The sequence below is a fragment of the Amycolatopsis sp. NPDC104819 genome, from assembly GCF_055583145.1.
This window is the reverse complement of sequence record NZ_JBVJON010000006.1, coordinates 531,813-550,500: the sequence shown is the minus strand read 5'-3', so window position 1 is coordinate 550,500 and position 18,688 is coordinate 531,813. Positions and strand designations below refer to the sequence as shown.

Below are 18,688 nucleotides of genomic sequence, written 5' to 3'. Positions count from 1 at the left end.
GCGCGTGCCGGCGTCCGAGCGCAGCCCGATCGTGACGGTATGTGCCTGGGGAATCGGCTCGTTCGGCCCGCCGCCTCCTTTCGTGGCCTCACATGCCAAACCGGACGGTTTCGCCGGATTCTTCGCGGAAGACGTGAAATTTACGCTCCAGTTCGCAAAATCTCTCTTCGGAACATGCGGATCCGGTGATCTTCTCGAGGAGTGCCATGAAGTCTGACCGGGTGGTTGCCGACGTGAGGCGGAAGTGGCGCCCGGAACGGGACCCCGAGATTCGGATGAATTCGGCTCGTTCAAGGCTGTAAAGATAGGAGACTCCGGCGAACCGTAGTGTGCGTGGATACAGCTTGGTCGCCCCGCGAGCGTCGCTGTAGAGTCCCACCCAAACGCTGTCGTCGAACATCTCCAGCCGGTCCAGCGATGGGTCCGCGACCACGGTGATGTCAACTTGTGCGCACCGGCTTCGGGCCAGGAACAGTCCGACCAGGCCGACATGGATCTCTTCCATGAGCCCCTTTTGGATCTGCTCGTAATCCAGAGTCATGGATTCATGTCGCAACAGGTATCGAAGGCGTCCGCTGACCGAATTGGCATCCCTCGGGTCCGCGATGATCACGCGGACTTCTCGCTCTGCGCCCGTGATCAGCAATCGAGCGGCCGCGTGGCGGCCGGAGAAGCCTCGAAAATAGTACTGTCGGGTCGCGTTGAGGTCTGCAGTCAGCATCTTGCTGAAAGCCGGATCCGGGTTGGCGACTGCCTCGAAAACGTCAGTGGGGAAGAATTCTCTGTTCAAGGATCGATACTCAGCGCTCAGCGCTTCGAGGGCGCGACGGCTTTCTTCGAGAACTGGCGTGATAAGAGCATGGTGCGATGTGCTGGTTGCATCACTCTTCCGTTGAAGTCGTCGCCGAATCTTCAGTTCTCTGAATCGAGCAGGAATTCCGTCGAACAGGACAGTGGCGATCTGCTCGGCCGCCCAGATGAGGCGCTCCTTGCGAGGAACGACTTCGAATTCGGCGCAGAGTTCGAGGCGGCGAGGATGCTCCTTGGGGTAGATCAATGCGAGTGCGTGTACGACAAGCTTGGGAAAGAGTCCGAAAATGACTGCGGTTGTCAAGATTGTCGAGAGGCCCCAGTCGGCTATCTGGCCCAGCAATTCCGCTGTCATGCGTACCCCAAGTCGAGGCTGCGGAAGCGGTGATCCTGCTCGGCCTGTGACAGAACTGCGCCGAGTTCGGTTTTGCCCTTTGTTGTCACGGTGTAGTACCTGCGTGGTGGCCTGCTGCCGGCCTCTTGCTTGCTCTCCCAGCCATCCGTCAGCCAGCCTGCCTCGAGCATCTGGGTGAGGCGTGGGTACATCGCGCCGGACCGAACGCCGGAGCGTTTCGAGAGCTCGTAGCCCCAGTGCCGTTCTGTGGGGTTGGCCAACAAAGCGGAGGCCAGCTGGACCAGAGCGCACGTGACACGCATAAATCTAGTATGACATATGTCGCGTAAGGCTCGAGGTGGTGTTGGCAGAAGAAGGCACGTCTGGTGCACCTACCGGTTCTCGGCCTTCCAGGAGTGGTAGGTGTGGTCCAGGAACCGCGCCACGCCCCGCACCACATGCGCACTCCGCACCGACGTGAACACGTCGAACGCGTGCTGAGCCCCCGCCAGCTCCGCATAAGCCACCGGCTGCCGGGACTTCTCCCGCAGCCGCCGCACGAACTCGCGTGCCTCGCGGACCGGCACCAGCGAGTCGTCGCGGCCGTGGATCACGAAGAACGGCGGGGCCTCCGACGTGATCCGGTCCAGGGGTGACGCCGCGATGTAGTCGTCGAGGTGCCGGACCGGGTCGCGGTCGGCCGCGAACACCCGGCGCGCGAGCAGGCTCTCCAGGCGGTACTGGCTCGCCCGCGATCCCGACGTCGCCGCGAAGTCGTACACCCCGTAGAGCGGGACGCACGCCTGGACGCTCGTGTCGACGTCCTCGAACTCCGGCTGCAGCGCCGGGTCGTTCTGCGACAACGCCAGCAGCGACGACAGGTGCCCGCCCGCCGAACCGCCCGTCACCGCCACAAAACCCGGGTCGCCCCCGTACGAGGTGATCGAAGAGCGGATCCACGCCAGCGCCTGCTTCGCCGCCACGATGTGCGCCGGCCAGCGGTGCGTCGGCGAGAGCGGGTAGTTGATCGCGACGCACACCCAGCCGCGACGCGCCAGGTAGCGCATCAGCGGCCGGCCCTGCTCCTCCTTGTTGCCGATCACCCACGCGCCGCCGTGGACCTGCAGCAGCACCGGCGCGCCGGTCACCGGCGTCGCAGGCCGGTACACGTCCAGCAGGAAGCGCTTGCCGCCCGGCGCGTACGCGATGTTGCGGTCGACCCGGACGTCCGGCGCGCCCATCCGGAACGGCAGCGCCAGCTCGCCCCACGGCAGGCCGAGATCGGAGCGGCCCAGCTCGTCCGCGTAGTCCTCGCCCAGCGCGGACGCCAGCGCCTTCTCGATCTCGTCGCGGGCGCCGTGCCCGGTCCGGATCAGCGCGGCCAGCCCGGCGGCGGACGCGGCCGCCATCGCGAGCCCGGCCTGCGTCGAGCGGTCGCGGACACCGTGGCGCGCCACGTGCACAGCGGTGTCCGCCGCCGTCAGCGCCAGGAACTGGGGCGCGAGCTCCCCGGTCAGCCAGCCGGCGAAGAACACCGGGATGGTCGTGGAGCGGGCTCGCAGGGGGCGGAGCGCGTTGGCGGTGAGGCCGAGCTGGACCGCGCGGCGGATCAGGAAGTTCGGCTGCACCCCCGTGATGATACCGGCGAGTAGGGTGACGCGCCGCTCACCGGAAGTGGCTTACGCTGGCGGCATGCAGACCATGCAGAGACTGAGCGGCCTCGACGCGAGCTTCCTCTACCTCGAGACGTCGTCCCAGGTCCTGCACGTCTGCGGCCTGATGACCCTCGACGGCTCGACCGTCCCCGGCGGCTACACCTTCGCGAAGCTCAAGGAAAAGCTCGAAGAACGGGTCCGCGTGATCCCGGCGTTCCGCCGCAAACTGCACAATCCGCTCTGGAACGTCGGGCATCCCGTGTGGATCGAGGACGACGACTTCGACCTCGACCACCACGTGCACCGCATCGGCGTGCCGGCCCCCGGCGACCGCGCCGAGCTGGCCGAGCTGTGCGCGCACATCGCCGGGCAGCAGCTCGACCGCGCCCAGCCGCTGTGGCAGCTCTACGTCATCGAAGGCCTGGCCGACGGCCAGATCGCCGTGCTGCTGAAGATGCACCACGCGAGCGTCGACGGCGTGAGCGGCGCCAGCCTGATCACCTACCTGGCCGGGCTCGAGCCGGACGCGCCGATGCCCGAGGTCGAGCAGCGGCAGAACTCCGCGATCCCGTCGCCGCTGCACCTGCTCCGCACCGGCGTCGAGAGCTTCGCGAAACGGCCTCTCGAGGTCGCGCGGCTGCTGCCGGACCTGGTGGGGCTCGTGCCGCGCTGGCTCGGGAAAACCATGCGCGGCAAGGGGATGCCGGTCCCGTTCACCGCGCCGCGGACGTCGCTGAACGGCACGATCACCGGGCACCGCAGTGTGGCGTTCGCCCAGCTCGACCTCGACGAGGTCAAGGAGGTCAAGAACGCCTTCGGTGTCACGGTGAACGACGTCGTGCTCGCGCTCGTCGCCGGCGCCCTGCGCGAGTTCCTCGAGGCGCGTGACGAGCTACCGGACGACCCGCTGGTCGCGACCGTGCCGGTGTCGGTGCACGACCGCACCGAACGCGACCACGGCAGCAACAAGGTTTCCGCCTTCTTCGCGTCCCTGCCGACGCACCTGGCCGACCCGGCCGCGCGGGTGTTCTTCCTCGCCGAGGCCAACCGGCTGTCGAAGGACCACCACTACGACATCGACGCCGACATGCTGCAGGACTGGGCGCAGTTCTCCGCGGCGACGGCGTTCGGCATGGCCGTGCGCGCCTACTCCGCGCTGCGGCTGGCCGAGAAGCACCCGGTGGTGCACAACCTGGTCGTCTCCAACGTGCCCGGCCCGCCGATGCCGCTGTACCTGCTCGGCGCGCGGATCACCGGCCTCTACCCGCTCGGCCCGGTCTTCCACGGCGCCGGGCTGAACGTCACCGTGCTGTCCAACGCGGGCAAGGTGCACGTCGGCCTGCTCGGCGCGCGGGAGCTGGTCAAGGACCTGTGGCCGCTCGCCGACGCGCTGCCGGAGGCGCTGGCCGAGCTGCTCAAGGCCGCGGGCTGAGCACCACCACGGGAATCTCCCGGTCGGTCCACGCCTGATACTTCGCGAAGTCGGCGTAGAGCTCGACCAGGCGTGGCCAGAGCTCGGCGCGTTCCTCGGCCTCGGCCACCCGGGCCGTCACCGGGACGTCGCGACGGCCCTTGAGCTGGATGCGGGTCTCGGGGCGCGCCAGCAGGTTGAAGTACCACTGCGGGTGCCGCGGCAGCCCGCCCTGGGAAGCGACGATGACGACGTCCGCGCCGGACCGCAGGTAGAGCAGCGGGGTGGTGAACAGCCGGCCGGACTTGCGGCCGCGGTGCTCCAGCAGCAGCGTCGGCACCGGCTTGCGGAAGCCCGCCCCGACCCGCCACGTGCTGCCGACGCGGCCGCCGGTCAGCCGGAAGACCGCCACCTGGGCCTTCGCGCCGTACTTCATGACCTTGGCCGTCACGGGCGAGTCGAGACCGCCGGGTTTCTCCTCCGGCAGGCTGAACCGTCCCATCGTGAGCTCCTTCTCAAGGGGTGTGCACGGACGCGACCGCGGCCAGCAGGGCGGGCACCCAGCGGTCGGCGGCCAGGACGCAGGCGGCGTGCCCGGCCGCGACCTCGTAGGTCGCCGCGCCCGGGATCCGGTGGGCCAGCGACCGCTGGTGCTCGGGTGCGATGAACCGGTCCTTCGTGGTCACGACGACAGCGGTGGGCAGCCGCAGGGTCGAGAGCCAGCGCGTCGAGTCGAACCGGCCGATCTCGTCGACGGCGACCGCGATCTCCCACGGGGTGGTCGACCGGAACTCCCGCAGCGCCCACCGGCGGTCCTCGACGCGGGCGCGCGGCATCGCTTCGGTGACCACCGGCAGCTTCACGCGCTCGCGGAGCTGCCGCAGCGTCCGGCTGAAGACGTCGAGCGCGACCCGCTGCCGCAGCCCGCGGCCGAAGTTGCTCGCGGTCGAGCAGAGCACCAAACCGGCAACACGTTCTGGTTCGGCGTGGGCGACGAGCTGGCCGACCATCCCGCCCATCGAGTACCCGGCGAGCGCGAACCGATCGATGCCCAGCGCGTCCGCGACCGCGGTGACGTCTTCGGCGCAGTCGGCCAGCCGGAACTCGGGTGAGCGGTAACCCCGGCCGTGCCACCGCTGGTCGAACACGACGACCCGGTGGTGGCGCGCCAGCTGCCGCAGGGTCGGGTACCAGGTCAGCAAGCCTGTGCAGGCGACCGAATGCAGGAGGACGAGCGCGGGCGCGTCCCGCGGGCCGACGTCGGTCACCACGGTCCGCCCGCGACCGGGCAGCTCCAGCGGCACCGGTTCGGGCACCCCGGCGGTCGGCGGCGCGGTGATCAGCCGGCGGCGGCGCGCGCCACCGGGGTCGGTCACCGCCATCCTGCTCCTCCGCGGGGGTTGCCGTGCAGGCCTTTTCCGGTTAAGACTAGAACAGGTTTCAGTATTGCGCCGATCCGGAGGACAGGCGTGGACTTCACTCTCGACGATACGCAGACCGAGGTCGCCGCACTCGCCGCGAAGGTGCTCGGCACGGACGACGACCCTTGGCGCGCCCTGGCGTCGTCAGGCCTGCTGGCCCTGGCGCTGCCGCCCGACCTGGAAGGCGACGGCCTGGGGGTGGCCGAGGTCGCGCAGGTGCTGGCCGAGGCCGGCCGCGCCGCCGCGCCGGTGCCGGCCTACGCCGCGCTGGCCCTGGGCGTCCTGCCGGTCGAGACGCTCGGGACACCCCGGCAGCGCGCGGAGCTCCTGCCGCCGGTCGCGGCGGGGGAGGCGCTGCTCACCGCGGCCCTGCACGAGCCGTCGGCGCCGCTGGTCGCCTCGCCCGCGGCCACCGCGCGGGCAGGCGACGGGAAGTGGCTGCTCAGCGGGGTCAAGACGGCGGTTCCGTACGCCGCGGAGGCCACGCGGATCCTGACGCCGGTGACCACCGCGCACGGCACGGCCGTCTACCTGGTCGATCCGCACGCCGACGGTGTCACGCTCGTGCCGTCGCGCAACTCGGCCGGGACGCCCGAATGCACCGTGCGGCTCGACGACGTCGCCGTCGAAGAGGCCGACCTGCTCGCCGACGACGGCGCGGTCGCGGTGCTGCATCGGTTCGCGCTGGCCGGAGCACTCGCCCTCGGGGACGGCCTCCTGGCCGGAGCGTTGGCGCTGACCGTCAAGCACGTCGGCGAACGCACGCAGTTCGGCCGTCCACTCGCGACGTTCCAGGCGGTGGCGGGCCAGATCGCCGACGTCTACGTCGCCGCGCGGACCGTGCACCTGGCCGTGGTGTCCGCGGTGTGGCGGCTCGCCTCGGGGCTCGACGCGGACGCCGAACTGGACGTCGCCGCCTACTGGCTCGCCGGGCAGGCGCCGGTCGCGCTGGCGACCTGCCACCACCTGCACGGCGGGGTCGGAGTGGACGAAACCTATCCGCTGCACCGGTATTCGTCGGCGGTCAAGGATCTCGGCCGGGCGCTCGGCGGCGCCGCGCACCGGCTCGGCAGGCTCGGCGAACGAGTGGCGGGGTGAGCGGATGCACGTCGAACTGACCGCGGCGCAACAACAGTTGCGCAGCGAGCTGCGTGAATACTTCGCCGGGCTGATCAGCCCCGACGAACGCCGCGCGATGCGGACCGAGCGGCACGGGCCGGTGTTCCGCGAGATCGTCCGCCGCATGGGCCGCGACGGCCGGCTCGGCGTCGGCTGGCCGGTCGAGTACGGCGGACAGGGTTTCGGCGGCGTCGAGCAGCATCTGTTCGTCGACGAAGCCGCGCGCGCCGACGTCCAGCTGCCGTCGGTGACCCTGCAGACGGTCGGCCCGACGCTGCAGCAGTACGGCACGGACGAGCAGAAGTCCTTCTTCCTGCCCCGGATTCTGGCGGGTGAGATCCACTTCGCGATCGGATACACCGAACCGGAGGCGGGCACCGACCTCGCGGCGCTGCGCACGACCGCGGTGCGCGACGGCGACGAGTACGTCGTCAACGGCCAGAAGATCTTCACCACCGGCGGCCACGACGCGGACTACATCTGGCTCGCCGTGCGGACCGCGCCGGACGCGCCGCGGCACAAGGGCATCTCGATCCTCATCATGGACACCAGCGACCCGGGCTACTCCTGGACGCCGATCATCACCTGCGACGGCGCCCACCACGTCAACGCGACGTACTATTCGGACGTTCGGGTGCCGGTGAACTGCTTGGTGGGCAAGGAAAACGAGGGCTGGCGGCTGATCACGACGCAGCTCAACCACGAGCGGGTCATGCTCGGCCCGGCCGGGCGCATCGGCGGCCTCCACGACCGCGTCCGCGCCTGGGCGGCCGCCCACGGCCTGCTCGACCTGGCCGACGTGCGCGCCGTGCTGGCCGACGCCTGGGCGGTGACGCGGGTGAACGAGCTGCTGAACTGGCAGGTCGCGGTGTCGTCGGCGACGGCGCCGGTGGTGGTCGCCGACGCGTCCGCGACCAAGGTGTTCAGCTCCGAGGTGATCCAGCGGATCGGCCGTGACCTCGAGGAGCTCGTCGGGCGCCACGGTGACCTGTCCGATCCGGACACCGCCGAGCTGGCCGAGTGGCTGGACGTCTCGGCGAAGCGCAACATCGTGCTGACGTTCGGCGGCGGGGTCAGCGAAATCCAACGGGAGCTGATCGCCTCGATCGGCCTGGGTCTGCCGAGGGTGCCACGATGAACGACCAGGACATCATCGAAGCCGCCGAGAAGGTCGCCGCCCGCGGCGAGTGTGCGCCGCGCCAGGCGCGTGACCCGGTGAACCAGGCCATGGTGAACAACTGGGTCGAGGCGATCGGTGACGACAACCCGGTCTACACCGACCCGGAGTTCGCCGCCGCGAGCGTCCACAAGGGACTGGTCGCGCCGCCCGCGATGGCGCAGGTGTGGACGATGGGCGGGCTGAACGTCCCGCGCGGGACCGACGACCCGCTCGGCCTGATGATGGAGCTGCTCGACGAGGCCGGGTTCACCTCGGTTGTCGCGACGAACTCCGAGCAGACCTACCACCGCTACCTGCGTCCCGGTGAAACTGTCACTGCGGCCACGGCGCTCGAAAGCGTTGTCGGGCCGAAGAGGACCGCGCTGGGGGAGGGCTGGTTCGTCACCACGCGCGTGCGGTGGTACGTCGAGGACGAAGCCGTCGCCGAGATGATGTTCCGGGTGCTGAAGTTCCGGCCGCCCGCGCCGAAGCCGCCGCCCGCGCCGGTGCTGCGGCCGGTGATCAGCCGCGACACGGAGTTCTTCTGGGACGGTCTGCGGGAAGGGGAGCTGCGGATCCAGCGGTGGGGCGAGACCCTGCGGCACCCGCCGGGCCCGATGCCGCCCGACGGATCGCTGGACTCGAAGCCGGACTACGTCGTCGCGAGCGGGCGCGGGACGGTGTTCTCCTACGTCGTGCACCACCACCCGCCGGTGCCGGGCAAGGACCTGCCGTTCGTCGTGGCGCTGGTGGAGCTGGAAGAAGGAGTCCGGGTCATGGCTGAGCTGCTGGACGCCGCGCCGGAGGAGGTCCACATCGGACTGCCCGTGGTGGCGGCGTTCGTCAAGGTCGACGACGAGCTGACCCTGCCGGCGTGGAAGGTGGCGCGATGACCGTCGTCGAAGGAACGGAGCTGCCGCCGCTGACGATCGAGGCGACCCCGACGTTCGTCGTCAGCACGGCGCTGGCGACCCGCGACTTCCAGGACGTGCACCACGACCGCGACTCGGCGGTGGCGCGCGGCTCGAAGGACATCTTCCTCAACATCCTGACCGACACCGGCCTGGTGCAGCGGTTCGTGTCGGCGTGGGCCGGGCCGGAGGCGCTGATCCGGTCGATCAAGATCCGGCTCGGCGTGCCGTGTTACGCCTACGACACCCTGACGTTCACCGGTCGCGTGGTTTCTCGTGAGGGCAACGACGTCGTCGTGTCAGTGTCCGGAGTGGACTCGCTCGGTGAGCACGTCGCCGGGACCGTGGAGGTGACCCTGCCGTGACGCTCTCGGGCAAGGCGGCCATCGCCGGCATCGGCGCGACGGAGTTCTCGAAGGACTCCGGGCGCAGCGAACTGCGGCTGGCGGCCGAATGCATCTCGCACGCGCTGGCGGACGCGGGCCTTTCGCCGTCCGATGTGGACGGACTGGTGTCGTTCACGATGGACGGCAACGCGGAGATCGCCGTCGCGCGGGAACTGGGTATTCCCGAGCTGAAGTTCTTCAGCCGCATCCACTACGGCGGCGGCGCGGCGGCGGCGACCGTGCAGCAGGCCGCGATGGCGGTGGCGACGGGCGTCGCGGACGTGGTGGTCGCCTACCGGGCGTTCAACGAACGCTCGGGGATGCGCTTCGGGCAGGTGTCCTCGGCCGCGGCGGGGCAGGTCAACTCGTCCGGTGTGGACAACGCGTTCCACTACCCGATGGGCATCGCGACCCCGGCGGCGACGGTGGCGATGGTCGCGCAGCGGTACCTCCACGACTACGGCGCGACGAGCGAGGACTTCGGGCGCGTCGCGGTGATCGACCGCAAGCACGCGGCGACCAACCCGAACGCGTGGTTCCACGAGCGGCCGATCACTCTGGAGCAGCACCAGGCGTCGCGCTGGGTGGCCGAGCCGCTGCACCTGCTCGACTGCTGCCAGGAGAGCGACGGCGGCGTCGCGCTGGTCGTGACGAGCCTCGCCCGGGCCCGCGACCTGGCGTCCCGGCCGGCGGTGATCGCGGCGGCGGCGCAGGGGAGCGGGCCGGACCAGTACGTGATGACCAGCTACTACCGCGACGACCTGGCGGCGCTGCCGGAGATGGGCGTCGTCGGGCGGCAGCTGTGGGGGCAGTCCGGGCTGGGGCCGTCCGATGTGGACGTCGCGGTGCTGTACGACCACTTCACGCCGTACGTGCTGATGCAGCTGGAGGAGCTGGGGTTCTGCGGCCGCGGCGAGGCGAAGGACTTCATCTCCGAGGGTGCTCTTGAGCTGGACGGCGTGTTGCCGCTGAACCCGCACGGCGGGCAGCTCGGCGAGGCGTACATCCACGGCATGAACGGCATCGCGGAGGGCGTCCGGCAGCTCCGCGGCACGGCGGTCAACCAGGTCACGGGCGCGTCCCGGGTACTGGTGACGGCGGGGACGGGCGTGCCGACAAGCGGGCTGGTGCTGACGAGCGACGGGTAGTCGCCCTTGTGGGTCAGCGGTGTCACCTCATTGACGGCTGGTGCGCGATCGGGTGGGCTGTCACGGTTGAAGGACCACCCACGACGCACAGTGAGGTCGCCATGCCGGAGCCGCTCGACCCCCGCGCCCCCTCGTGCGGCTGCTCGTAGGGATGGACTGGGCGCTCACGGCGGTGTTCGCACTGCTGGCGCTGCCGTGCCTGCGCCGGCTGGCCCGCCTCGACTACGGCCGCCTCGGCGCGGGCGTCCGGCACGGCGACCTGGCCGAGCTGCTGCTGGTGGTCGCGATGGTGGCGATGTTCTCCCCGATCGGCGGCCCGATCCCGGCGGCGGGCTGGCAAGCGGTCCTGGCCCTGACGGCGGGCTGGTTCACGCTGGCCTGGCGCCGCGGAGAGGCATGCGCCCACCACGCGCTTTCGGCGGCGGCGATGCTGTACATGGTGACGGCGATGCCCCACGGCGGAATGGCCCACGGACCGTGGTTGACGATGGACCCATCGGCTCGGCTGGCGCTTCCGGCGGTCGCGGTGGCGGCGGCGGGGTATTTCGTGTTCGACGCGGCGCGGACGGGGGTGCTCGCGGTGCGGGGATCGGTCGTGGTGTCCGCGGGGGCCGGGGAGGCGTCGCGGGCGGTGTGCCGGGCTGTCATGGGGGCGGGGATGGGGTACATGCTGCTGGCTTCGGCTTTGTGAGCTGGGGCGGTTCGCCGGAGGCGGCGTGACGGGGGCCGGGACTCGCGTGATCGAAGCCGGGTCTCGCGTGATCGGGGCCGGAACTCGCGTGATTGAGCCCGGGTCTCGTGTGATCGGGGGCGGAACTCGCGTGACTGGAGACCGGACTCGCGTGCCCAGGTGCGGTTGCCGGACGGTTCGGCCAGACCTCGCGTGCGCCGCGGGGCATCTCGCGTGTCGGGGCGGGCATCTCGCGTGACCCGAGGGGCATCTCGCGTGCTTGGAGGGGCATCTTGCGTGCGCCGAGGGGAGTCTCGTGTGATTGGGGGCGGGTCTCGCGTGATCGGGGCCGGAACTCGCGTGTCTGGAGACCGGACTCGCGTGCTCAGCGGCGGTTCCCGGCTGGTCTGGCCGGATCTCGCGTGACCCGAGGGGTATCTCGCGTGACTGGAGGGGTATCTCGCGTGATCCCAGGGGCATCTCGCTCGGCGTGATCGTCGGCGGGGCGTGAAGAAGGGCGGGAGTTAGGGGGTGACTTGCTGGACCTCGCCGAGGGGAGATTCCGTGGCGGCGGGCAGGCCGGCTGCCGGGTGGGCTGTGGTCCAGCGGGTGGCCGCCGCTATGTCGTTCTTCAGCGCCGTGATCAGATCCTCCGCCGAGGCGTACGCCTGCTGCTCCCGCAGGTGCGACCCGAGCCACACCACCAGCGTCTCGCCGTACAGGTCGCCCGTGAACTCCAGCAGGTGCGCCTCCAGGAGGCGGTAGCCGTCCGCGCCGTAGTACGTCGGGCGGCGGCCGACCGAGATCGCCGCCGGGATGTGCGTTCCGTCGGCGCGGCGGACCCAGCCCGCCCACACTCCGTCGCCGACCGAGCCGGACTGGTCACTCAGTGCGATGTTCGCCGTGGGGAACCCCAGCTCACGGCCGCGCTGGTCACCCGGCTCGACGGTTCCCCGCACCACGAAGTATTCCGAAGTCACCCCTCCACGTTAGCGGGCGCCCGGCCGGGAGATCAGATCGTGGACAGCACCGTGTCGGCCAGCACCGGCGCGTCGTCCCGCTCGACCGCCGACGTCGTCACCAGCAGCCGGCCGTCCGCGCGCCACACCCGCGTGCGCAGCGTCTCGCCGGGGAACACCACGCCGGCGAACTTCGTCCCGAACGACGCCACCCGCGCCGGGTCGCCGTCCAGGAGCTCGTCGACCAGCACCCGCGCGACGATCCCGTACGTGCACAGCCCGTGCAGGATCGGCCGGTCGAAACCCGCGGCAAGAGCGAACGCCGGGTCCGCGTGCAGCGGGTTCCGGTCGCCGCACAGCCGGTACAGCAACGCCTGCTGGGGCAACGTCGGCGTCTCGAACACGAAGTCCGGCGCCCGGGTGGGCCACTCGAGGCGGTCCGACGGACCCCGTGACCCGCCGAAACCCCCTTCACCCCTGGCGAAGATGCTCGAGCGTGCCGTCCACAGTGGATCGCCGGCCGACGACGTCACCGCGACCTCCTGCACCACCACCGCGGCCTTGCCCTTGTCGAAGACGTCCGCGACGCGCGAACGGGCCACCGCCTCGCCCGACGTCGGGATCGGCCGGTGCAGGGTGATCTCCTGCTTGCCGTGCAGCACCTTCGCCAGGTCGATCTCGACGCCGGGGAACGACACCGCCGGCGGGTCGAACACCCGGAGGTTGGCCGCGACCGTCGCGAACGTCGGCAGCACCACCAGGTCCTGCTCGTAGGTGAACTGCAGCTCGTCCGGCCCGGCGCCCAGCGCGAGGTGGTACAGCAGCACGTCCGACGACGTCCAGGCGAAGTTCACCTCGCCGATCTCGGCGCCGATGGCGACCGCGGGATCGATGAGCACCCGAAAACTCCTATTCGTAGCTGATCTCGACGTCGTCGGTGACCGGGAGCGACTGGCAGGCCAGCACGATGCCGTCCGCGATGTCCTCGGCGTCCAGGACCTCGTTGTGCAGCATCTTCACCGCACCCGAGACGATCCGGCACGCGCACGCGCTGCATTGTCCCTCGCGGCACGAGTACGGCGCGTCCATGCCCGCGTCCAGCAGGTGGTCGAGCAGCTTCCGCTGCCGCGGCCAGGCCGACGACCGCGTCGAACCGTCCAGCGTCACCGTCAGCGACGCGGGCGCTTCGTCCGATTCCGCGACCGGCTCCTCGGCCACGTCTTCGAACGGGTTCCCGGTCAGCGACGTGAACTTCTCGACGTGCACCCGCTCCCGCGGCACCCCGAGCTGCCCGAGCGCCTCCCGCACGGCGGCCATGAACGGCGCCGGACCACACAGGAAAGCCTCGTGCGACGTATACGCCGTGGCCAGGCCGCGCAGCTGCGAGACGTCCGGAAGGCCCTGCACGCTCTCCAGCCAGTGCACCACGACGAGCCGATCGCCGTACCGCTTGGCCAGCGACGCCAGCTCGCCCGCGAAGATCACCGAACTCTCGTCACGGTTCGCGTAGACCAGCACCACCCGCCCGGACCCCTGCTCCAGCGCCGTCTTCAGGATCGCCATCACCGGCGTGATGCCGCTGCCGCCGGCGAACAGCAGGAAGTCCTCGTCCACCGACGTCGGGCAGAACACCCCGGCCGGCGCGAGCACGTCGACCTGCATCCCCGGCTTCAAAGACGAGCAGACCCAGCTCGACCCGTACCCGCCGTCGGTCCGCTTGACCGTCACCTGCACGCGGTTCTCGTGCGGCGCGCTGGACAGCGAGTAGCACCGCGCCACCGAGCCGGTCCGGTCGCTCGGGATCCGCAAGGTCAGGAACTGCCCCGCCGTGTAGGAAAAGGCCGAAGCGTGCTCGGGCGGGATCTCGAACACCACCGACCGCGCGTCCGGCGTCTCGACGACGACGTCGGCGACCGTGAGCGTGTAGACGCGCTCACCCATCGGCCACCGCCAGCGAGCCCTCGCGCACCGCGTCGCCGATGCTGTCCGCCAGCTTCGGGCACGTGTCGAGCAGCGCCGACGGCCCGTCCGCGTCGGCGAACACCGGGCAGGTCTCGGCCGGCCGCGAGGTCCACTGGATGCTCGTGTGCTGGATGCTGTTCTTCTTCACCAGCACACACGTCCCGCAGCTGCGGCACTCGTGCGGCCGCAGCCCGCCGGTGAGGAACTCCGTCTGTTCGGCGGTCGTCACACTTCCGCCTCGGTCTTCTGCCGGGCGAGGTTTTCGGCCACCTCCGCCGCCCACGCCTCGTTCGCCTTCGAAGTGTCCACTTCGAACTCGAAACGCCGGGTCATGTCCTCGGTGACGTCGGCGGCGTCGACGTAGAACTGCTGGTACCAGCGGCGAAGCTGGTAGACGGGACCGTCCTCTTCGCACAGCAGCGGGTTGTCGATCTGCGTCTTGTGCTTCCAGATCTCGACGTCCTGCAGGAATCCCGCGCCGATGCCCTTGGCCAGCTTCGCGGCGATCTTGTCCGCGTGCTCGTCGGTGAGCCCGTGCTGCTTCTTGACCTTCATGCCGTACTGCAGCACGAACGACGTCGGCGTCACGGGGTAGTGGCAGTTGATGAGCACACTCTCGATTTCGTAGCCCTGGAACGAGTTCACCAGTTTGTTGATCATGTAGGACGGCCCGAAGTACGACGCCTCCGACCGCAGCAGGTTGTCCTCACCGCCGTAGTTCGACGCCATGCCCCTGTCCGGGCGGCCCTTGGTGTTGAGGTACTGCGTCGCGATGTGGCCCTCGAACACGTTCTTGAAGTACGTCGGGTAGGCGTAGTGGATGTAGAAGAAGTGCGCCATGTCGACGACGTTGTCGATGATCTCGCGGCAGTTCGAGCCGTCGATGAAGATCGAGTCCCACGTCCAGTTGCTCCACTCGGGACTGTCGGCCGCCTCGATCTTCGGGATCGCCAGCTCCTCGGCCGGCGGGTTGCCCTCGGGGTCGTGCCAGACCATGAGCTGGCCGTTCTGCTCGGACGCCGTCCACGACCGCGTCCGCGCGCGCAGCGGAACCCGCTTGGCGTAAGGGATCGAGACGCACTTTCCCTTGCCGTTCCAGCGCCAGTCGTGGAACGGGCAGGCGACCTCGTCACCCTTGACGCTGCCCTGGGTGAGGTCGCCGCCCATGTGCCGGCAGTAGCCGTCGAGGACGTTCAGCTCGCCCTTCGAATCGGCGAACACGACGAGTTTCGTGCCGAACGCCGTGACCGCGTGCGGTTTCCCGTCGCGGAACCGCTCGGCCAGGCCGAGGCAGTGCCAGCCGCGCGCGAACCGGGTCGGCGGCTCACCGGCGTAGATCGTGCGTACGGACTCCTGCGTCATCGCTCGCCTCCCGTGGTCCCTTGATCTTCGTGCGCCAGCCGCGTCGCCGCAAGGTAGCCGAACACCATGGCCGGGCCGATGGTCGCGCCCGGCCCGGCGTACGTCCGGCCCATCACGGCCGCGCTGACGTTGCCCGCGGCGTACAGCCCGGGCACCACCGAACCGTCTTCACGCAGGACCTGTGCGTGTTCGTCGGTGCGCAGCCCGCCCTTGGTCCCCAGGTCGCCCGGCACGATCTTCACCGCGTAGTAGGGCGCCTTGTCGAGGGGGCCCAGGCTCGGGTTCGGCTTGGTGCGCGGATCGCCGTAGTAGTGGTCGTACTTGCTGAGCCCACGCTGGAAGTCCTCGTCGACGCCGGCGCGCGCGAAGCCGTTGAAGCGCGTGATGGTCGCTTCGAGGGCCGCGGGCGGGACGTCCATCTTCGCGGCCAAGCCGGCCAATGAGCCCGACTTCACCGCGATCCCGGCCTTGAACCAGCGGCCGGGCAGCGGCTGGCGCGGCCCGATGCCGGTGAACATGTACCGGTCCTTGTACCGCTGGTCGAACACCAGCCAGGTCGGGATGTGCTCACCCGGGCCGTCGCCGTCGCCGTACATCGCGTGCACGGCCTCGACGTAGGGCGCCGACTCGTTGACGAACCGCTCGCCGCGCGCGTCGACCATGACGCAGCGCGGCCGCGAGCGCTCGGCGAGGGCGAACCACGGGCCGCCGGTGAGCGGCAGGGTCGGGCCCCACCAGGCGTCGTCCATCAGGTCGAGCGCGGCGCCGAGCTTGAGGCCGGCGGTGATGCCGTCCCCGGTGTTGGCGGCCGCGCCGACGGTCCACTCGGTGCCGATCGGCGCGCGCTGGTACTTCTCGCGCATCTCGAGGTTCTGCTCGAAGCCGCCGCTGGCGAGGATCACGCCGCGCCGGGCTTCGATGACTCCGTCGGCGGTGACGACCCCGGTGACGCGGTCTCCTTCGACCTGGAGATCGACCAGCGGCGTGTTCAGCCGGACCTCGACGTTCGCCCTGGTCAGGCCCACCCGCAAGCCGGCCGCAAGCGCTTGCCCCATGGCCAGCAGCCGCTGCCCGCGCAGCCGTCCGGCAAGCCATTGGACGCCCAGCGACAGCAGCCGGACGACCCCGCGCGGGTGCCGGGCCAGCAGGCTCAGCCAGCGGTAGTCCGCCTGCGTGATCGGCACGCCGAGCGGGGGAGCGCTGTACGGCGGTTCGAGGTGGGCCAGGTCGTCACCGAGCAGCTTCCCGTCGAAGGCGACCGGCTCGACCGAACGCCCGCCGGAGCGGCCACCCGGGGCTTCGGGGTGGTAGTCGCTGTAGTTCCGGACCCAGCGGAACTTGAGCGGCGTGTGGTCGCAGACGAACTTCAGCACCTCGGGGCCGTGCTCGAGGAACGTGTCGCGCCGGACGGCCGGGACGACGTCCCCGACGATCGAAGCGAGGTACTCGCGCGCCCGCTCGGGCGGCTCGTCGATCCCGGCGGCGCGCAGCGCGTGGTTCCCGGGCAGCCAGACCCCGCCGCCGGAGCGCGCGGTCGAACCGCCGAAGCAGGGGGCTTTTTCCAGGAGGACCACGCTCAGACCGCGGTGGGCCGCGGCCAATGCGGCGGTCATCCCGGCGGCGCCACTGCCGACGACGACAACGTCGAACTGCTCCGTCATGCCACCTCGCTTGTAACGTGTTCCACCTGAAGAGTATCCAGTTGAGAGCCGCTTTCGCTCACCATAGACGAGAACGTGTTCCAGTTCTAGGGTGGTGACCATGGACGAACTCGTCGCGGACGTGGTGATCGTGGGGTTCGGGGCGGCCGGCGCCTGCGCCGCCCTGGAGGCGGCCGACGCCGGTGCGGACGTCATTCTCGTCGAACGGTTCGCGGGCGGTGGCGCGAGCGCGGTCAGCGGCGGTGTGGTCTACGCCGGTGGCGGCACCCGCCAGCAGCTCGACGCCGGTGTCGACGACTCCGTCGACGCGATGTACGCCTACCTCCGGCTCGAAGCCGGGGACGTCGTCTCGCAGCAGACGCTGACGCGGTTCTGCGAAGGCAGCCGCGAGATGATCACCTGGCTGGAGGGCAACGGCGTCCCGTTCGAGGGCAGCCTGTGCCCGTACAAGACGTCGTACCCGAGCGACCGGCACTACCTCTACTACTCCGGCAGCGAGGCGGCCGGCGGTTTCCGCGCCGCGGCGAAGCCCGCGCCGCGCGGCCACCGCGTCAAAGGCCCCGGGACCTCCGGGAAGATGCTGATGACCCGCCTCAAAGAAGCCGTCGCGAAGCGCGGGGTGCGGGTGCTGACCCAGACCAACGCCCGCGACCTGGTCCGCGACGACGACGGCCGCGTCACCGGGCTCGTCGTCGCCACCCTCCGCGACGCGCCTGCCGGGGTCCGTGCCCGGCACCGGCGGCTCGCGCAGTACGCGGCCAAACCCGGCATCTACGTCCCGTCGCTGCGGAAGTCCCTGCACCGCCGGGTCGAACGGATCGAACGCGCGCACGGCCGGGAGCTGCGGATCACCGCCCGGCGCGGGGTCGTGCTCGCCGCGGGCGGGTTCATCGCCGACCGCGAGATGGTGCGTGAACACGCTCCCGCCTACCGCGGCGGGCTCGCGCTCGGCACGTCCGCCGACAACGGCTCGGGCATCCGGATGGGCGTCGAGGCCGGGGGCGCGACCGGCGAGCTGGGCCGGATCTCCGCCTGGCGGTTCGTCACGCCGCCGAGCGCGTTCCTCGGCGGGATCATCGTCGACGCCGAGGGAAACCGGGTCATCGACGAGTCCCGGTACGGCGCCGCCGTCGGGGAGAAGCTCATCGAGGAGCACGGCGCGAAGGGCTGGCTGCTCGTCGACGCGCCGATCGTGGCCGAGGCGCGGCGGGACGGCGGCAAGCAGAGCCAGTGGTTCCAGGGCCTCCAGCTGCGGTACCTGCTGCGGCGCGGCCGGGTCACCGGCACGACCCTCGACGAGGTCGCGAAGAAGGCCGGGATCAACGCCGAGGGCCTGCGCGCGAGCGTCGAGGCCTACCACGGCGCGAAGGACCCGATGGGCAAGCCCGCCGAGTTCGCGCGCCGGCTGGACAACCCGCCGTTCTCGCTCATCGACATCTCCGTGCGGCCCAACCTCGGCTACCCGACGCCGATGCTCACGCTCGGCGGCCTGGTCGTCGACGAGGACACCGGCGCGGTCCGGAGCGCGGCGGGGGAGCCGATCGCCGGGCTGTACGCCGCCGGCCGCACCGCGGTGGGAATCTGTTCCAGGTCGTACGTGAGCGGGCTGTCCCTGGCCGACTGTGTGTTTTCCGGCCGCAGGGCGGGGATCAACAGCGCTCTGGCGCAGGGCGTTCTCGACAAAAACGAGAACGTGTTCTAGTCTTGCCGGAGTGAACGC

19 protein-coding genes are annotated in these 18,688 nt (G+C 70.4%); 8 read left to right on the top strand and 11 right to left on the bottom strand.

Annotation, left to right across the window (positions count from 1 at the left end):
• Positions 1-88: 88 nt before the first annotated feature.
• From ACZ63E_RS22025 to ACZ63E_RS22015, 3 genes are all read right to left on the bottom strand, one after another.
• Positions 89-1,165: a hypothetical protein gene (locus ACZ63E_RS22025; RefSeq protein WP_465337983.1), complete on the bottom strand. Its 1,077-nt coding sequence runs from the start codon at positions 1,163-1,165 to the stop codon at positions 89-91.
• Positions 1,162-1,467: a PadR family transcriptional regulator gene (locus ACZ63E_RS22020; protein ID WP_465337982.1), complete on the bottom strand. Its 306-nt coding sequence runs from the start codon at positions 1,465-1,467 to the stop codon at positions 1,162-1,164. The genes ACZ63E_RS22025 and ACZ63E_RS22020 overlap by 4 nt, the downstream gene beginning before the upstream one ends.
• A 69-nt stretch (positions 1,468-1,536) precedes the next feature.
• The gene (locus ACZ63E_RS22015; RefSeq protein WP_465337981.1) at positions 1,537-2,772 is read right to left on the bottom strand and encodes an alpha/beta hydrolase; all 1,236 of its coding nucleotides are present in this window, start codon (positions 2,770-2,772) and stop codon (positions 1,537-1,539) included.
• A 73-nt stretch (positions 2,773-2,845) separates the two neighbouring features.
• On the opposite strand from ACZ63E_RS22015, the gene ACZ63E_RS22010 reads away from it, so the two are divergent.
• A complete protein-coding gene (locus ACZ63E_RS22010) occupies positions 2,846-4,231 on the top strand; it encodes a WS/DGAT/MGAT family O-acyltransferase (RefSeq protein ID WP_465338105.1) in 1,386 nt (461 codons plus the stop codon).
• On the opposite strand, the gene ACZ63E_RS22005 is transcribed toward ACZ63E_RS22010, so the two are convergent.
• On the bottom strand, positions 4,215-4,712 hold the full coding sequence (locus tag ACZ63E_RS22005) for a nitroreductase family deazaflavin-dependent oxidoreductase (RefSeq protein ID WP_465337980.1): 498 nt from the start codon (positions 4,710-4,712) through the stop codon (positions 4,215-4,217). The genes ACZ63E_RS22010 and ACZ63E_RS22005 overlap by 17 nt on opposite strands.
• Before the next feature lie 13 nt (positions 4,713-4,725).
• Positions 4,726-5,592, bottom strand: a complete 867-nt coding sequence (locus ACZ63E_RS22000) for an alpha/beta fold hydrolase (RefSeq protein ID WP_465337979.1) — start codon at positions 5,590-5,592, stop codon at positions 4,726-4,728.
• An 87-nt stretch (positions 5,593-5,679) separates the two neighbouring features.
• On the opposite strand from ACZ63E_RS22000, the gene ACZ63E_RS21995 reads away from it, so the two are divergent.
• The 6 genes from ACZ63E_RS21995 to ACZ63E_RS21970 all read left to right on the top strand — a co-directional run bounded on the left by ACZ63E_RS21995 (position 5,680) and on the right by ACZ63E_RS21970 (position 11,045).
• A complete protein-coding gene (locus ACZ63E_RS21995) occupies positions 5,680-6,729 on the top strand; it encodes an acyl-CoA dehydrogenase family protein (protein ID WP_465337978.1) in 1,050 nt (349 codons plus the stop codon).
• A gap of 4 nt (positions 6,730-6,733) precedes the next feature.
• Positions 6,734-7,888 (top strand): acyl-CoA dehydrogenase family protein, encoded by a 1,155-nt coding sequence (locus tag ACZ63E_RS21990; RefSeq protein WP_465337977.1) that lies wholly within the window; start codon positions 6,734-6,736, stop codon positions 7,886-7,888.
• The gene (locus tag ACZ63E_RS21985; RefSeq protein ID WP_465337976.1) at positions 7,885-8,802 is read left to right on the top strand and encodes a bifunctional MaoC family dehydratase N-terminal/OB-fold nucleic acid binding domain-containing protein; all 918 of its coding nucleotides are present in this window, start codon (positions 7,885-7,887) and stop codon (positions 8,800-8,802) included. Before ACZ63E_RS21990 ends, ACZ63E_RS21985 begins: the two co-directional genes overlap by 4 nt.
• Complete coding sequence (locus tag ACZ63E_RS21980; RefSeq protein WP_465337975.1) at positions 8,799-9,185, top strand: MaoC family dehydratase; 387 nt, start codon at positions 8,799-8,801, stop codon at positions 9,183-9,185. Before ACZ63E_RS21985 ends, ACZ63E_RS21980 begins: the two co-directional genes overlap by 4 nt.
• Complete coding sequence (locus ACZ63E_RS21975; RefSeq protein ID WP_465337974.1) at positions 9,182-10,354, top strand: lipid-transfer protein; 1,173 nt, start codon at positions 9,182-9,184, stop codon at positions 10,352-10,354. Before ACZ63E_RS21980 ends, ACZ63E_RS21975 begins: the two co-directional genes overlap by 4 nt.
• Positions 10,355-10,505: 151 nt before the next feature.
• Complete coding sequence (locus ACZ63E_RS21970) at positions 10,506-11,045, top strand: DUF5134 domain-containing protein (protein ID WP_465337973.1); 540 nt, start codon at positions 10,506-10,508, stop codon at positions 11,043-11,045.
• A gap of 503 nt (positions 11,046-11,548) precedes the next feature.
• On the opposite strand, the gene ACZ63E_RS21965 is transcribed toward ACZ63E_RS21970, so the two are convergent.
• Genes ACZ63E_RS21965 through kstD form a run of 6 tightly spaced genes read right to left on the bottom strand, consistent with a single transcriptional unit; the run spans position 11,549 to position 16,968 of the window.
• On the bottom strand, positions 11,549-12,004 hold the full coding sequence (locus ACZ63E_RS21965) for a riboflavin kinase (protein ID WP_465337972.1): 456 nt from the start codon (positions 12,002-12,004) through the stop codon (positions 11,549-11,551).
• A 32-nt stretch (positions 12,005-12,036) separates the two neighbouring features.
• Positions 12,037-12,882: a MaoC/PaaZ C-terminal domain-containing protein gene (locus ACZ63E_RS21960; RefSeq protein ID WP_465337971.1), complete on the bottom strand. Its 846-nt coding sequence runs from the start codon at positions 12,880-12,882 to the stop codon at positions 12,037-12,039.
• A 10-nt stretch (positions 12,883-12,892) separates the two neighbouring features.
• On the bottom strand, positions 12,893-13,924 hold the full coding sequence (locus tag ACZ63E_RS21955; RefSeq protein ID WP_465337970.1) for a 2Fe-2S iron-sulfur cluster-binding protein: 1,032 nt from the start codon (positions 13,922-13,924) through the stop codon (positions 12,893-12,895).
• Complete coding sequence (locus ACZ63E_RS21950; protein WP_439378339.1) at positions 13,917-14,174, bottom strand: hypothetical protein; 258 nt, start codon at positions 14,172-14,174, stop codon at positions 13,917-13,919. The genes ACZ63E_RS21955 and ACZ63E_RS21950 overlap by 8 nt, the downstream gene beginning before the upstream one ends.
• Positions 14,171-15,307: a Rieske 2Fe-2S domain-containing protein gene (locus ACZ63E_RS21945; RefSeq protein ID WP_465337969.1), complete on the bottom strand. Its 1,137-nt coding sequence runs from the start codon at positions 15,305-15,307 to the stop codon at positions 14,171-14,173. Before ACZ63E_RS21945 ends, ACZ63E_RS21950 begins: the two co-directional genes overlap by 4 nt.
• Entirely contained in the window at positions 15,304-16,968 is a 1,665-nt protein-coding gene (gene kstD / locus ACZ63E_RS21940) for a 3-oxosteroid 1-dehydrogenase (RefSeq protein ID WP_465337968.1), read from the bottom strand. Before kstD ends, ACZ63E_RS21945 begins: the two co-directional genes overlap by 4 nt.
• 100 nt (positions 16,969-17,068) lie before the next feature.
• On the opposite strand from kstD, the gene ACZ63E_RS21935 reads away from it, so the two are divergent.
• The gene (locus tag ACZ63E_RS21935) at positions 17,069-18,670 is read left to right on the top strand and encodes an FAD-binding protein (RefSeq protein ID WP_465337967.1); all 1,602 of its coding nucleotides are present in this window, start codon (positions 17,069-17,071) and stop codon (positions 18,668-18,670) included.
• Positions 18,671-18,688: the final 18 nt, after the last annotated feature.